The sequence below is a fragment of the Pedococcus bigeumensis genome (assembly GCF_039531795.1).
Lineage (GTDB): Bacteria > Actinomycetota > Actinomycetes > Actinomycetales > Dermatophilaceae > Pedococcus > Pedococcus bigeumensis.
Window position 1 is genome coordinate 832,563 of record NZ_BAAAQS010000003.1, and the last position, 13,810, is coordinate 846,372.

The window sequence follows — 13,810 nt, forward strand, 5'->3', positions numbered from 1 at the left end:
CGCTGCTCACGACGGCGTCCGGTGGCCGCGGACCGTGCAGCCGACCGCGACGGCCAGGAACGAGAGCACCGCAACGATGTTGAGGACGCCGCCGGTGACCCAGGCGCCGTGGCTGCCGAGGGCGTCGCCGACCCAGAGCCGCAACGCCAGGGAGGCGTGCAGGAGCGCGGCCGGGGCGATGAGCGCCGGGTGGTAGGGCAGTGGTCGGCGCAGCACGGCCGGGAGGATCACCGGGGCGTGCGCCATGATCATCGACAGCGTGAACCCGAGGAACACCGCGTGCAGCAGGGCGTCGTACCGCACGCCGTCCAGCGCCGGGCCGCCGAGCAGCCAGATGGCGCCGGCGACGCACAGCCAGCAGTACCCGGCGAGCATGCAGCCGGCCATGTAGCGGGTCAGCCCCGCGGTGTGGATGGTGCGCCGCGCGACGTCGTGGGCGGCGAGCCATCCGGTCAGGGCCAGAAGTGCGGCCCCGAGCAGGGCCGTGCCCGGCCGAGGCCACAGCAACGCCGCCACCACCCCGGTCAGCAGCCCGGAAGCGATCAGCACGAGCGTGCTGCCAGCCGAGGGTCCCATCGCGATCCTGGCCAGCTCCAACCGCTCCCCGGCGATGGTCAGCACGACGAACCCGACCAGCCACGGCGCCAGGACCGGCACGGCAGTGCCGCCCAGCCACAGCACCGCAGACCCGAGGGCCAGCACCGCCCCGAGAGCCTGGACCAGGACCGCATCGTCGCGCTGTCGACGCCACAGCGGCAGGTACACGCCGACCAGCGCGGCGGCGCCGGCCGTCAGCAGACTTCGACCCACCACGAGCGGCGCCGGTGAGAGCAGCACCAGGGCGCCGAGTCCGAGCAGGCCGGGGGCGATGAAGCCGGCAGGACGCCTGAGCGCGACGGCTCGCTCCAGGGCGATCAAGGTGCCCACGAAGCCAAGGACCATCAGCATCCCGTGCACCTCGGGCAGCCGGTCGACCCGCACCGGCGCGGGAAGACCCAGCAGCATCAGGGCGGCGTCCAGTCCGGCCAGCAGGGCGATCGCGGCCGGAGCCAGCAACGCGACCCGGGGCGCCAGCGACGCCCGGACGTCGCGGACCCTGCTGGGGCCACTGGGATTGTGTTGGCGGGTGGTCGTGCTCATCGGGGCCGCCGCATCAGGCGCAGGCGGCAGGCGCCGGGCTCCGCGAACGGCAGCAGCTCGGTGCCCTCGGAGTCCGCGCCGTACTCCTCCAGCGCCCCCTGGGCGAGCCCCAGGTGCACGCCGCACACGACATCGGGATACTTGTGGGCTGCCTCCAGCAACGGGCAGCGGGTCAGCCGAACCACCGAGCTGCGTGCGTCGGCCTGCGGGGCGAACCCGACCTCGTCGAGCAAGGAGACCACCTCCCGTCTGGCCGCGACCGCACTCGGTGCCGGCCCGGCGCCACGGTCGCGCGCCAGCTCGTGCCCCCACTCTCTTCCGGCGGTGACCGCGTCTTCGATCGGGGACGCGCTGGTCCGGTGGATCGCCGCTGCCAACGCCGCGGCGAGCCCGGCATACTCAGGGGCAGCGGCAGCGTCGCTGCCGGTAGCCCCGTAGAGCCAGGCGGGCCGGCCGCGTCCGGCCGGGGCCGCGGGGTGACGGTGCGCGAGACCCTGGCGCACCAGCGCGTCGAGGTGTTCGCGGACCGTGTTGGCATGCAGCCCGGAGATGGCGACGAGCGCCGTGAGGGTCGTCGGCTCGCTCTGGGCACGCAGCGTCTCCAGCAGCGCCGCCCGCGACCTGGACAACGGCGCGCGAGCGCGTCCCGCACCTGGACGGGGACCGTAGCCCCGAGTCATCCGCGACGGCATTGAGGGCCGATTATTTTCCACGGAGCAGAGTGTAATAAAATCGAATTGGACTTACCAATCCGGCTCATTGAAGGAGATCCCAACATGTCCGAACTCGTCATCGCCTCGAACGAGGCCGACGCCCACGCCGCCGAGGCGGTCAAGCAACACCACGCCGCCTTGGCGGCCGCCCTCAGTCTGCGCACCGAGGCACTGTTGACGGCCGCCTCCCAACACGCCACTTCCGCGGCCGAGCACGCCCGCCGAGACCTGGTGGGCTGGTGCGAGCGCGAGCTGGTCCCGCACGCCCTGGCCGAGGAGCAGGCGCTGTACCCGGCCGCGCAGGCGACGGTCGAGGGCAGGCTGCTGGTCGAAGCGATGCTCCGCGAGCACGAGGTCCTCACCCGGTTGCTGCACGAGGTGGCGGACTCTGCCGACGTGCTGCGTGCTGCCGCGTCGGCCGCAGCGCTCCGTGCGGTTTTCGACTCCCACCTGACCAAGGAGAACGACCTGGTGGTGCCGCTTCTAGCGCGCACACCCGGCGTCTCGGTGGCCGAGCTGCTCGGTGGCATGCACCAGCTCCTCGGCAACTCGGTCGAGACCGCGGACGCGGATGGCGTGAGTACCGGCTGCGGTGGCCACACCTGCGAGTGTGGTGAGGTCGACGGCCCCGGGTATCCCGAACTGGACGTGCGTTCCATTCCGCACGCGATCCGGCACGCGACGATCTTCGGGGCGCTGGAGTCCGTCCACCCGGGTGCCGGTCTGGAGTTGGTCGCGCCTCACGACCCGGTGCCGCTGCTGGACCAGGTGAACCAGCGCTGGCCAGGGGCCTTCTCGGTGGCCTACAGCGAGCGGGGACCCAAGACATGGCGGCTCAGCCTGGTGCGCACCGATGCATGAGCCCGAACCCATTGGCAACACGAGCAACATCGGTAAGGGTGGAGACCATGAGGATCTTCGAAGGACGACGACCATGACGGCACCGATCGGCGAATCGACGCCGGCCGATCCTCGTACCCGCGAGGCGGCCGGTTCGCCGTGGCTGATGCTGATGATGGCAACCGTGGGGTTCGCGCTGAACTTCTGGGCGTGGGCGCTGATCAGCCCGCTCGGCCCGTTGTTCCGCGACAAGGGGACCCTCGGCTCGCTCAGCGAGTCCGACGTGGCGCTGCTGGTGGCCGTCCCGGTCATTGTCGGTTCCCTGGGCCGGATCGTGGTCGGTGCCCTGACCGACAGGTACGGCGGCCGGGTCATGTTCCCGACCGTCTCAGGCGTCACCATCGTCCCGACCCTGTTCATCGCCTTCTTCGCGCTCGACTCCTACGCGCTGCTGCTGCTGGGCGGGCTCTTCCTCGGCATCGCCGGCACCGCGTTCGCCGTGGGTGTGCCCTTCGTGAACGCCTGGTTCCCCCCGGAACGCCGTGGCCTCGCGATCGGCATCTTCGGCGCGGGCATGGGCGGCACCGCGATCAGCGCCCTGACCACGGTGAAGCTCTTCAACAACGTAGGCTCGAGAGCGCCGTTCCTGATCACCGCCGCTGTCCTCGCGGCCTACGCGATCGCCGCCTGGCTCATCCTGCGCGACGCGCCCACGCGGACGGCGCCGACCACCTCGCTGATGACCCGGCTCTCGGCCAACGCCCGGCTTCCGATCACCTGGCAGGCCTGCGCGCTCTACGCGGTCGCCTTCGGCGGCTACGTGGCCTTCTCGGTCTACCTGCCGGCGTACCTCAAGACCGACTACGCGCTCACCCCGGCTGACGCGGCCAACCGGATGGCCGGCTTCGTCCTGGTCGCCGTGGTCATGCGGCCCATCGGAGGCTGGCTCTCCGACCGGATCGGCCCGATCCCGGTCCTGGCCGTCGGATTGGGTGTGGTCGTGCTCGGAGCGGGGGTCGCCGCGACCCATCCGCTGCTCGAGCACGTGGGCACGGTCGCGTTCCTGGCCATGGCCGCCGCTCTCGGGTCCGGTAGCGGCGCCACCTTCGCGCTCATCGCCAAGGTCACCGACCCCTCCCGTGTCGGTGGCGTGACCGGACTCGTCGGCGCCGCCGGAGGTCTGGGCGGGTTCGTCCCGCCGCTGATCATGGGCTACGTCTACGGCCGCACCGACTCCTACGCGATCGGCCTGTGGCTGCTGTCGGTGACCGCGGCGCTCACCCTGATCCTGACCCTGACCGTGGTCCGTCGTACCGAACGCGCGCACGACACCTCCGCACTTCAAGCGCAACCAGCCTTTCGGTAACGTCCATTGAAGCCCACGACGTCAGGATGAACTCATGAGCACAGAGGTCCAACCCGAAGGACATCGGGACAGCCGCGAGGTCGGCCTGGACGGGCGGCTCAGCGACGCGCTGGTCCGCAGCCGGAGGTTCTTCACCCGGGGGACCGTCTCGGACGATCTCCGGACCATCTCGCAGGTCGGAGGGCGCGAGGCTGACGACTTCTACCGCGACCGCTGGAGCCATGACAAGGTCGTGCGGTCCACCCACGGGGTGAACTGCACCGGCTCCTGCTCGTGGAAGGTGTACGTGAAGGACGGGATCATCACCTGGGAGACCCAGCAGACCGACTATCCCTCGGTCGGCCCGGACTCCCCCGAGTACGAGCCCCGCGGCTGTCCCCGTGGCGCGGCGTTCTCCTGGTACACCTACTCCCCCACCCGCGTGCGCTACCCGTATGTGCGTGGCGTCCTGCTCCAGATGTTCCGCGAGGCCAAGTCCCAGCACGACGGGGACCCGGTGAAGGCCTGGGAGCACATCGTCGAGAACCCGTTGCGGGCCAAGGCCTACAAGTCGGCTCGCGGAAAAGGCGGCCTGGTCCGGGCCACCTGGGACGAGGCCAGCGAGATCGTCGCCGCTGCGCACGTCCACACCATCAAGAAGTACGGCCCCGACCGGGTCGCCGGATTCTCGCCCATCCCCGCGATGTCGATGGTCTCGCACGCCTCCGGGGCTCGCTTCGTGAACCTCGTCGGCGGGTCGATGCTGAGCTTCTACGACTGGTACGCCGACCTCCCCGTCGCCTCGCCGCAGGTCTTCGGCGACCAGACCGACGTCCCTGAGTCCGGTGACTGGTGGAACGCGGGCTACCTGATCATGTGGGGCTCCAACCTCCCCGTCACCCGCACCCCGGACGCGCACTGGATGACCGAGGCGCGCTACCGCGGCCAGAAGGTCATCGCGGTCGCCCCGGACTACGCCGACAACGTGAAGTTCGCCGACGAGTGGCTGGCCGCCAAGCCCGGCACCGACGCCGCCCTCGCGATGGCGATGGGCCACGTCGTGCTGAAGGAGTTCTTCGTCGACCAGGAGACGCCCTACTTCACCGAGTATGTGAAGGCCTACACGGACCTGCCCCACCTGGTCCGCCTGGAGGAAGCCGCTGACGGTGAGTACACCGCCGGCAAGTTCCTCACCGCCGCCGACCTCCCCGACCACCTCGGCGACGAGAACGCCGCCTTCAAGACCGTGCTCATCGACGCCGCCACCGGCGATCCCGTCATCCCGAACGGGTCCCTGGGTCACCGGTACGGCGAGGCAGGTGTGGGCAGCTGGAACCTCGAGCTCGGCGACGTCGACCCCGTTCTGTCCCTCCTGGGCACCGCGACCGAGTCCGTCGTCGTCCGTATGCCGCGCTTCGACACCCTCGACGGCGCGTCCGCCGACCTCCCCCGAGGCGTACCCGTGCGTCGCGTCGACGGCCACCTGGTCACCACCGTCTACGACCTGCTCCTCGCCCAGTACGGCGTCGGTCGGTCGCACCAGGGTCAGGCGCTCCCCGGCGTCTGGCCGACCGGGGACAACAAGGGGTACGACGACGCACACGCGCCATACACACCTGCCTGGCAGGAGACCATCACGGGAGTGCCGGCCGCCACCGCCGCCCGGATCGGGCGGGAGTTCGCCCAGAACGCCGAGGAGTCCAAGGGCCGGTCCATGATCGTGATGGGTGCCGGCACCAACCACTGGTTCCACTCCGACACGATCTACCGCGCGTTCCTCACCCTCACCAACCTCACGGGCTGCCAAGGTGTCAACGGCGGCGGCTGGGCGCACTACGTCGGCCAGGAGAAGGTCCGCCCGATCACCGGCTACACCCAGATCGCCAACGCCCTGGACTGGAACCGCCCGCCGCGCAACATGATCCAGACGGCCTACTGGTACCTGCACACCAACCAGTTCCGCTATGACCAGTTCGGCGCCGACACGCTCTCTGCGACCACGGGCAAGGGCCAGCTCGCCGGCAAGTCCACCGCCGACGTCATCGCCCAGAGCGCGCGGATGGGCTGGATGCCGTCGTACCCCACCTTCGACCGCAACCCGCTCGACCTCAGCGACGACGCGGCTGCCGCGGGCAAGCCGATCGGCGAGTACGTCGTCGAACAGCTCAAGTCCGGCGAGCTGGACTTCGCCGGCGAGGACCCGGACGCCCCCGGCAACTACCCGCGGATCCTGTCGATCTGGCGGGCCAACCTCCTTGGCTCGTCCGGCAAGGGCAACGAGTACTTCCTCAAGCACCTGCTCGGCACCGACTCCTCGGTGCGAGCCACCGAGACACCTGAGGGGCAACGGCCCGTCGACGTGAAGTGGCGGGACGAGGCACCGGAGGGAAAGCTCGACCTGCTCATGACCATCGACTTCCGCCAGACCAGCACCACGATCTTCTCCGACGTCGTCCTCCCGGCCGCGACCTGGTACGAGAAGCACGATCTCAACACCACTGACATGCACCCCTTCGTGCACTCCTTCAACCCAGCCATCGCACCGCCGTGGCAGACCCGCACCGACTGGGACGCCTGGCAGACGATCGCGGAGAAGTTCAGCGAGCTGGCCGCCACGCACCTCGGTGTCCGCAAGGACGTGGTCGCGGTGCCGCTCACCCACGACACCCCGGACGCGATGGCCAACCCGCACGGCGTCGTGCGCGACTGGAAGAAGGGCGAGTGCGAGCCGATCCCGGGCGTCACCATGCCCAAGCTCGTCGAGGTCGAGCGTGACTACGGCGCAGTCGCCGCCAAGATGAACGCGCTCGGCCCACTCGTGGACACCCTCGGTGCGACCACCAAGGGCGTCACCTTCGAGCTCAGCAAACAGGTGGACTACCTGCGCGCCAAGAACGGCGCCGTCCGGGGCGGCGTGGCCGACGGTCGGCCATCGCTGAAGAAGGACGTCAACGTCTGCGAGGCGATCCTCGCGATGTCCGGCACCACCAACGGGCACCTGGCCACCCAGGGCTTCAAGACCCTCGAGAAGCGCACCGGGGTCAAGCTGGCCGACCTGGCCGAGGAGCACGAGGGCAAGCAGATCAGCTTCGCCGACACCCAGGGTCCGCCCGTGCCGGTGATCACCTCCCCGGAGTGGTCGGGCTCCGAGACCGGTGGGCGGCGCTACTCGCCCTTCACGATCAACGTGGAGCGCAAGAAGCCCTGGCACACCCTGACCGGGCGGATGCACTTCTACCTCGACCACGACTGGATGACCGAGCTCGGCGAGGGCCTCCCCGTCTACCGGCCCCCGCTCAACATGGCGGCGCTGTTCGCGGAGCCCGCGCTGGGCACCGTGTCGGACGGGTCGGCCGGCCAGGTCGAAGGGCTGACCGTGCGGTACCTGACCCCCCACAACAAGTGGTCGATCCACTCGGAGTACCAGGACAACCTGTTCATGCTCTCGCTCTCGCGCGGTGGCCAGAACATCTGGATGAGTGACCGCGACGCGGCCAAGGTCGGCATCAAGGACAACGACTGGATCGAGGCCGTCAACCGCAACGGCGTCGTGGTGGCCCGGGCGATCGTCTCGCACCGGATGCCGGAGGGAACGGTGTACATGTACCACGCCCAGGACCGGCTGATCGACGTCCCGCTCGCAGAGACGTCCGGCAAGCGCGGAGGAATCCACAACTCACTCACCCGGCTGCTCGTGAAGCCGTCCCACCTGATCGGGGGGTACGCCCAGCTGACGTTCGCGTTCAACTATCTCGGGCCCACCGGCAACCAACGTGACGAGGTCACCATCATCCGCAAGCGCAGCCAGGACGTGACGTACTGATGAAGGTCATGGCCCAGATGGCAATGGTGATGAACCTCGACAAGTGCATCGGCTGCCACACCTGCTCGGTGACCTGCAAGCAGGCATGGACCAACCGCTCGGGCACCGAGTACATCTGGTTCAACAACGTCGAGACACGGCCCGGGCTCGGTTACCCGCGCACCTACGAGGACCAGGAGAAGTGGAAAGGCGGCTGGGAGCTCACCAAGGGCGGCCGCATGAAGCTCAAGGCCGGCGGACGCCTCAAGAACCTGATGACGATCTTCTCCAACCCGATCCTGCCCTCGATCGGCGAGTACTACGAGCCGTGGACCTACGACTACTCCACGCTCACCGACGCGCCGGCCCAGGAGCACACCCCGGTCGCCCGACCCAAGTCGCTGATCAGCGGCAAGAACATGAAGATCGAGTGGTCGGCCAACTGGGACGACGACCTCGGCGGCTCGACCGCCACCGCGCACCGCGACCCGATGCTCAAGAAGATCGCCGACAAGGTGAAGTTCGAGTTCGAGCAGACCTTCATGTTCTACCTGCCCCGGATCTGCGAGCACTGCCTGAACCCGTCGTGCGCCGCGTCGTGCCCCAGCGGCGCGATCTACAAGCGCGAGGAAGACGGCATCGTCCTCGTCGACCAGGACAAGTGCCGGGGCTGGCGCAAATGCGTCTCCGGCTGCCCCTACAAGAAGATCTACTTCAACCACCGCACCGGCAAGGCCGAGAAGTGCACCTTCTGCTTCCCGCGCATCGAGGTCGGCCTGCCCACCGTGTGCGCCGAGACCTGCGTGGGTCGACTGCGCTACATCGGCCTGATGCTGTACGACGCGGACAAGGTCCTCGCGGCGGCCTCCACCACCGACGACCAGGGGCTCTACGAGGCCCAGCGTGACGTCTTCCTCGATCCGTTCGACCCCGAGGTGATGCGCGAGGCGGAGAAGGCCGGCATCGCCCGCGACTGGATCGACGCAGCCCAGCGCTCGCCGATCTACGCCCTGATCAACACGTTCAAGGTCGCGTTGCCGCTCCACCCGGAGTACCGCACGATGCCCATGGTCTGGTACATCCCACCGCTGTCCCCCGTCGTCGACGTCGTCGCCGAGACCGGGGAGGACGCCGAGGACAAGGGCAACCTCTTCGCCGCGATCGACGCCCTGCGGATCCCCATCGAGTACCTCGCCGAGCTCTTCACTGCCGGCGAGGTCGAGCCCGTGGACGCCGTGCTCAAGAAGCTCGCCGCGATGCGCTGCTACATGCGCGACATCAACATGGGCCGCGACCCGGACGCGTCGATCCCGGCTGCGGTCGGGATGAGCGAAGAGGAGATGTACGACATGTACCGCCTCCTCGCGATCGCGAAGTACGACGAGCGCTACGTCATCCCGCCCGCGCACGCCGAACAGGCCCACTCCCTGGAGGAGCTGTCCACCGAGTGCTCGGTGTCGGAGTACGGCGGCGGGCAGCAGGACCTGTTCGGCGAGGGTTCCGGAATCCCGACGCCGATCGCCGTGGAGAACTTCCAGATGCTGCAGGACCGGCAGACCTCCGACTCGCTGGCCGGCCCCAGCAACACCAAGGGGCGTGTCAACCTGCTCAACTGGGATGGCAAGGGCTCCCCGCCCGGGATGTTCCCACCGACAGGCTCCGACTCATGAGCAGCCGCCGCCCGAAACCGACCCTGCCCCCCGACCAGCTCACCATCGTCTGGCAGTCGGTCTCCCTGCTCCTCGACTACCCGGACGAGTTCCTCCTCGCCCGCACCGACCTGCTCAGGTCGGCATCGCAACGGCTGACGCCGGCTGTTGGGGGCTCCCTCCGGGCGTTCCTGGACCACCTCGAGTCCACCCCGCTGCCAGAGCTCCAGGCCGACTACGTCGAGACGTTCGACACCCGGCGCCGCTGCAACCTGTTCCTGACCTACTTCGCCCACGGGGATACCCGCAAGCGCGGGATGGCACTGCTCCGGTTCAAGCAGACGTACCTGCGCGCCGGGTTCGAGCTCGACGACGGGGAGCTGCCCGACCACCTCTGCGTCGTCCTGGAGTTCGCCGGCACCGTCGACCAGGAGATCGGCCGTGACCTGATGCTCGACCACCGGGCCGGCCTCGAGCTGCTGCGACTCTCGCTGCGGGACATCGGCTCGCCGTGGGCGAACCTGATCGACGCAGTCACCGCCACGTTGCCGCCGCTGCGCGGTGACGAGCGCGACGCCGTCCGGCGCCTCGCTGCCGACGGGCCACCCGAGGAAGAGGTGGGGCTCGCCCCGTTCGCCAACCCCCAGTTCAGCCCCGGCGCGGACGCCGGTGCCGCAACCGCATCCATCGCGCTGCCCATGCCGTCGTTCCCGGGAGCCCGCACATGAACGAGTTCCTCTTCGTCATCCTCCCCTACCTGTGCCTGACGACCTTCGTGGTCGGACACCTGTGGCGCTACCGCTACGACAAGTTCGGCTGGACGACCCGGTCCTCACAGCTCTACGAGAACCGCCTGTTGCGCATCGGGAGCCCGCTGTTCCACTTCGGGATGCTGGGAGTCGTCGGCGGCCACATCATCGGCCTGCTGGTCCCTCAGTCCTGGACCGACTGGGCGGGCATCAGCCCGCATGCCTACCACGTGGTGGCCGTCACCGGAGGTCTGCTGGCTGGCGTGATGGCAGTGGTCGGCATGGCGATCCTGATCTACCGCCGACGCACCGTCGGACCCGTCTTCTCCGCCACGACGCGGATGGACAAGGTCATGTACGCCTTCCTCGCGGTCGTGATCCTGCTGGGCATGTGGAACACCATCGCCGGTTCGATCATGACGATCGGCGGCGAGTACAACTACCGCGAGGGGGTCTCCGTCTGGTACCGCTCGTTCCTCGCGTTCCACCCCGATGCCTCGCTGATGGCGGACGCGCCACTGGGATTCCAGCTGCACGCGCTCGTCGCCTTCGGGCTGTTCGCCCTGTGGCCCTTCACCAGGCTGGTGCACGTGTTCAGCGCGCCGGTCGGCTACCTGACCCGCCCCTACATCGTCTACCGCAGCCGCGAGGACACCCAGCTCGGCAGCCACCGGACACGTCGCGGGTGGGACCGAGTGGGCTGAGGTCCGCGACCACCGTGCAGCGTGGCTGAGTGCAGCGGGCGTCAGTGCAGCGCCACGGTGAGCAGGACCACCGCGTCGGTGACCGCGCTCAAGGCGTGGCGCTCCGTCGGGATGGCGACGACCTCGCCGTCGGCAGCGACGTAGCGGCTCAGCGGCCTCGTCGCCCACCTCGACCGGCACGTCCAGCGTGAGGACGACGGCATCTTTGGGCGATAGCGGATCGCCGATCCCGTCCAGTTCTGACCCTGCTTCCTGGTCAAGCCATCATCGGAGGGTGCCGAGCAACGGGACCAAAGACCCTTACCGGTCCGCGCCGCCCGGCGTGGGATGGGGTGTGTTCTTATCCGAAGAGATCCGCGTGGACTCCGCCGTGGAGCGCACCTGTCAGCGTCTTTCCTCATGGCTGGCCGTCGGGGGCGGTGAGATCGCAGCAGCCGATGCGCTGGCCGCCGGGGGGCGGGTGCTGATGCGCGCTGGGTTTGCCGGGTTGAGCAAGACCGTTGAGGTGGACACCATGCGGGCGAATGTCCGAGATGGCGTCACCGTGATACCGCTGCGCTGGTCGGCCACCGGGCCGGCGGGGGACCTGTTTCCAACCCTTGACGCGAACCTGGAGATCACCGGGTGCGAGGCCGGCCGGAGCCGGGTAGCCCTGGTCGGCAGCTACCGCCCGCCGTTGGGTCGGGTGGGGGTGGTGCTGGACCGGACGGTTCTGCACCGAGCCGGCCGGGTGACTATCCGCCGATGGCTGCGGGGGGCGCGTGCCGCCGTGATGGCCGCAGACTCTGCCGGGGTGCCGGTCGCTGACCCGGCGACGGCGCCTGGTCCCACCTGAAGTCCAGGGGCCTCACCGCCGACTGGCCCGCCACCGCCGGCTCCAAGCACCAGGCTGATGCGGCAGGGGTGCGGTGTGGGGATGCCTGCCGTGTCGCCACCGGCTGCGCAGGCGCCGTCCAACGGCTGGAGACGACTGCCAAGTCGAACCCTCGGACAGTTGCTGCAGGCGCCCGGGACCTTCGTCCCTAGTGTCACCCGAGACCGCACGGGTCGCCAGGATCGTTGGTTCCACCATGCGTGGCCATTGGCCAGTCCCAGGGGCGTCGCCTGAGCGCCACACGGTCGCCCCGTCGATCACGAGGTCCTCGTGGGGATGACACGGGCCGCGATGCCACCATTGTCGGCTGGCGACCTACCTTGTCGCCCGTTACCGCCTCCGATCCTCGACGACTCCGGACTTGCCGTGGGACTTGACCAGTGCGGGGCCGAACTTCCGACCCTCCGATCTTCAGACATACGCAGATACGCAGGTCAGCGCGGGGTTGTTGGGTAGAGCGCGACGTCTTCGTGCACTATCTCGTGCTTCAGAAGCTTTTGGGGAGCTTCGTGGCATCGCCGTCGAGGGCCATGTCGGAGAGGGCCTTGGCGATCTGTGCGTCCCGGCCTTCTACTGCGTGCATGTATCGCTGGGCGGCGGCTGTCGATGAGTGGCCAAGACGCTTCTTGAGGTCCACGAGGCTGGCGCCAGTAGCAGCAGCGAGGCTCTGTCCGGTGTGCCGGAGGTCGTGAAACGAGATGTCGACCCCGACCTTCTTTCGTGCCCGGACGTAGGCCTGGTAGATCGCGTTGCCTCGGGCCCTGTGACCGTACCGGTCCACGAAGAAGAACTCGGCGCCTGCGAACGCCTCCGCGTGGTCCTTGAGGACTGGCAAGACGTGAGGGGGAATGGTGACTGTGCGCTTGCCCGCGTCGCTTTTGGGGTCCTTCTCGAATCGTGTTGGCTGCTCGAGCAGTTCGACGTAGTTCCTCCGCACGCGAACGACGCCCGACTGCAGGTCGACATCTTCGGTGCGCAGGGCGCAGATCTCGCCACGTCGCAGCCCACACCAGGCCGCGAGCACCACGGCAGCACGGAAGCGATGCGTGGTCTCGTCGACGAGTTGAGCCACCTGGGCCGGCGTTGCGATAGTCCTCTCCGGACTGCGCTGGGCGCCTGCGCCGGGGATCTGGCAAGGATTCCGCAAGATGGCACCGTCCTGAACCGCAACGTTCAGGACCGACCTCATGAGCCGGTATGACTGGCTGATTGAGGTTCTGCCACCGTTCCCGCGTAGTGCCTTCGCATGCCAGGCTCGTACGACGGGTGAGGTGATGTTGATGATTGGCATGTCCAGGAGCTCGGACATGTGGAGCCGCATGTTGCGGCGGCATGTCTCTGCCCATCGCAACCCAACTCGCGGGTTCTCCTCGAGGTAGGCCTCACAGCATTCCCGAAGGGTGCGTCGACCCAGCCCTTCGTCCTGCGTCCAGTGTCCGCGCTTGATCTCACGCTCGATGCGGTCGAGGAAGCGGGCAGCGTCTGCTTCCGTCCCGTAGGTTTCAGGGGCCGTCTGACGGGCACCGTCTGGGTCGATGTACGACGCTTGGAACCTTCCGGAGGGGAGTCGCCGGACCAGCCCGAATCGGCGACGAGGCATCAGCGAACGCCGACATGCGAGGAGACGGCGTTGACGGTACCCGCATCAATGAAGGCTTCGAGTTCCCGCTCGGAGATGCGGACATGCCGGCCCAGGCGGACGAACTTGATGCGACGCTCGGCGATCAGGCGACGGGGAAACCGCGTGGTGGTGCCAAGCATCGCTGCAGCCTCATCGACGGTGAGTAGTCGATCCATGACGTCCTCCATCCTGTTGTCTAGATAACCGACGCGAGGGGTCACCATTCGACCCCGTGCCCCGCTCAATTCGAAGGTTCTCTATTTCTCCGGGTGAAATCTGCGGAGCGTAGATGGAGTGGATCACCGCTTCTTGAGCCCGTCTTGACTTCACGCGTCTCGCTCTCGTTGCAGAGAACTCAAGGGCGCAAGCCAGT

At 68.5% G+C, this 13,810-nt stretch carries 12 protein-coding genes and 1 pseudogene; 7 read left to right on the forward strand and 6 right to left on the reverse strand.

Annotated features, from left to right (window positions below; genetic code table 11):
* Nucleotides 1–6: 6 nt before the first annotated feature.
* Complete coding sequence (locus ABD262_RS14505) at nucleotides 7–1,140, reverse strand: hypothetical protein (protein WP_344137556.1); 1,134 nt, start codon at nucleotides 1,138–1,140, stop codon at nucleotides 7–9.
* Complete coding sequence (locus ABD262_RS14510; RefSeq protein WP_344137559.1) at nucleotides 1,137–1,769, reverse strand: helix-turn-helix transcriptional regulator; 633 nt, start codon at nucleotides 1,767–1,769, stop codon at nucleotides 1,137–1,139. The genes ABD262_RS14505 and ABD262_RS14510 overlap by 4 nt, the downstream gene beginning before the upstream one ends.
* 147 nt (nucleotides 1,770–1,916) lie before the next feature.
* Here ABD262_RS14510 and ABD262_RS14515 point away from each other — a divergent pair, with 147 nt between their 5' ends.
* The 6 genes from ABD262_RS14515 (at nucleotide 1,917) to narI (ending at nucleotide 10,942) form a co-directional block, all read left to right on the forward strand.
* Nucleotides 1,917–2,714 carry a DUF2249 domain-containing protein gene (locus ABD262_RS14515; protein ID WP_344137562.1) on the forward strand — a complete coding sequence of 266 codons (798 nt, stop codon included), beginning with the start codon at nucleotides 1,917–1,919 and terminating at the stop codon, nucleotides 2,712–2,714.
* Nucleotides 2,715–2,787: 73 nt separating this feature from the next.
* On the forward strand, nucleotides 2,788–4,059 hold the full coding sequence (locus tag ABD262_RS14520) for an MFS transporter (protein WP_344137565.1): 1,272 nt from the start codon (nucleotides 2,788–2,790) through the stop codon (nucleotides 4,057–4,059).
* 34 nt (nucleotides 4,060–4,093) lie between these two features.
* Nucleotides 4,094–7,861 (forward strand): nitrate reductase subunit alpha, encoded by a 3,768-nt coding sequence (locus ABD262_RS14525; protein WP_344137568.1) that lies wholly within the window; start codon nucleotides 4,094–4,096, stop codon nucleotides 7,859–7,861.
* Nucleotides 7,861–9,510, forward strand: a complete 1,650-nt coding sequence (gene narH / locus ABD262_RS14530; protein WP_344137571.1) for a nitrate reductase subunit beta — start codon at nucleotides 7,861–7,863, stop codon at nucleotides 9,508–9,510. The genes ABD262_RS14525 and narH overlap by 1 nt, the downstream gene beginning before the upstream one ends.
* Nucleotides 9,507–10,217, forward strand: coding sequence for a nitrate reductase molybdenum cofactor assembly chaperone (narJ, locus tag ABD262_RS14535; protein WP_344137574.1), 711 nt, complete (start codon nucleotides 9,507–9,509; stop codon nucleotides 10,215–10,217). Before narH ends, narJ begins: the two co-directional genes overlap by 4 nt.
* A complete protein-coding gene (narI, locus tag ABD262_RS14540; RefSeq protein ID WP_344137577.1) occupies nucleotides 10,214–10,942 on the forward strand; it encodes a respiratory nitrate reductase subunit gamma in 729 nt (242 codons plus the stop codon). The genes narJ and narI overlap by 4 nt, the downstream gene beginning before the upstream one ends.
* Nucleotides 10,943–10,983: 41 nt before the next feature.
* Here the strand turns inward: narI and ABD262_RS14545 are convergent, their stop codons facing one another.
* Nucleotides 10,984–11,145 (reverse strand): hypothetical protein, encoded by a 162-nt coding sequence (locus ABD262_RS14545; RefSeq protein ID WP_344137581.1) that lies wholly within the window; start codon nucleotides 11,143–11,145, stop codon nucleotides 10,984–10,986.
* Nucleotides 11,146–11,216: 71 nt separating this feature from the next.
* Here ABD262_RS14545 and ABD262_RS14550 point away from each other — a divergent pair, with 71 nt between their 5' ends.
* Complete coding sequence (locus ABD262_RS14550) at nucleotides 11,217–11,777, forward strand: hypothetical protein (RefSeq protein WP_344137584.1); 561 nt, start codon at nucleotides 11,217–11,219, stop codon at nucleotides 11,775–11,777.
* Nucleotides 11,778–12,303: 526 nt separating this feature from the next.
* Here ABD262_RS14550 and ABD262_RS14555 read toward each other — a convergent pair.
* From ABD262_RS14555 to ABD262_RS14560, 3 genes and pseudogenes are all read right to left on the reverse strand, one after another.
* Entirely contained in the window at nucleotides 12,304–12,888 is a 585-nt protein-coding gene (locus tag ABD262_RS14555) for a site-specific integrase (RefSeq protein ID WP_344137587.1), read from the reverse strand.
* A gap of 378 nt (nucleotides 12,889–13,266) precedes the next feature.
* Nucleotides 13,267–13,416 (reverse strand): annotated as a pseudogene (locus ABD262_RS19680) (tyrosine-type recombinase/integrase); the annotation flags it as partial.
* The gene (locus tag ABD262_RS14560; RefSeq protein WP_344137590.1) at nucleotides 13,416–13,625 is read right to left on the reverse strand and encodes an excisionase family DNA-binding protein; all 210 of its coding nucleotides are present in this window, start codon (nucleotides 13,623–13,625) and stop codon (nucleotides 13,416–13,418) included. The gene ABD262_RS14560 and the pseudogene ABD262_RS19680, both read right to left, overlap by 1 nt.
* Between the last annotated feature and the right edge of the window lie 185 nt (nucleotides 13,626–13,810).

Excerpts from the sequence above, each read along its gene's own strand:
- ABD262_RS14545 (WP_344137581.1), bottom strand. The coding sequence starts at position 11,145 with ATGCCGTCGTCCTCACGCTGGACGTGCCGGTCGAGGTGGGCGACGAGG.
- ABD262_RS14560 (WP_344137590.1), bottom strand. The coding sequence starts at position 13,625 with ATGGAGGACGTCATGGATCGACTACTCACCGTCGATGAGGCTGCAGCG.
- narH (WP_344137571.1), top strand. The coding sequence starts at position 7,861 with ATGAAGGTCATGGCCCAGATGGCAATGGTGATGAACCTCGACAAGTGC.
- ABD262_RS14515 (WP_344137562.1), top strand. The coding sequence starts at position 1,917 with ATGTCCGAACTCGTCATCGCCTCGAACGAGGCCGACGCCCACGCCGCC.
- narI (WP_344137577.1), top strand. The coding sequence starts at position 10,214 with ATGAACGAGTTCCTCTTCGTCATCCTCCCCTACCTGTGCCTGACGACC.
- narJ (WP_344137574.1), top strand. The coding sequence starts at position 9,507 with ATGAGCAGCCGCCGCCCGAAACCGACCCTGCCCCCCGACCAGCTCACC.
- ABD262_RS14520 (WP_344137565.1), top strand. The coding sequence starts at position 2,788 with ATGACGGCACCGATCGGCGAATCGACGCCGGCCGATCCTCGTACCCGC.
- ABD262_RS14525 (WP_344137568.1), top strand. The coding sequence starts at position 4,094 with ATGAGCACAGAGGTCCAACCCGAAGGACATCGGGACAGCCGCGAGGTC.
- ABD262_RS14505 (WP_344137556.1), bottom strand. The coding sequence starts at position 1,140 with ATGAGCACGACCACCCGCCAACACAATCCCAGTGGCCCCAGCAGGGTC.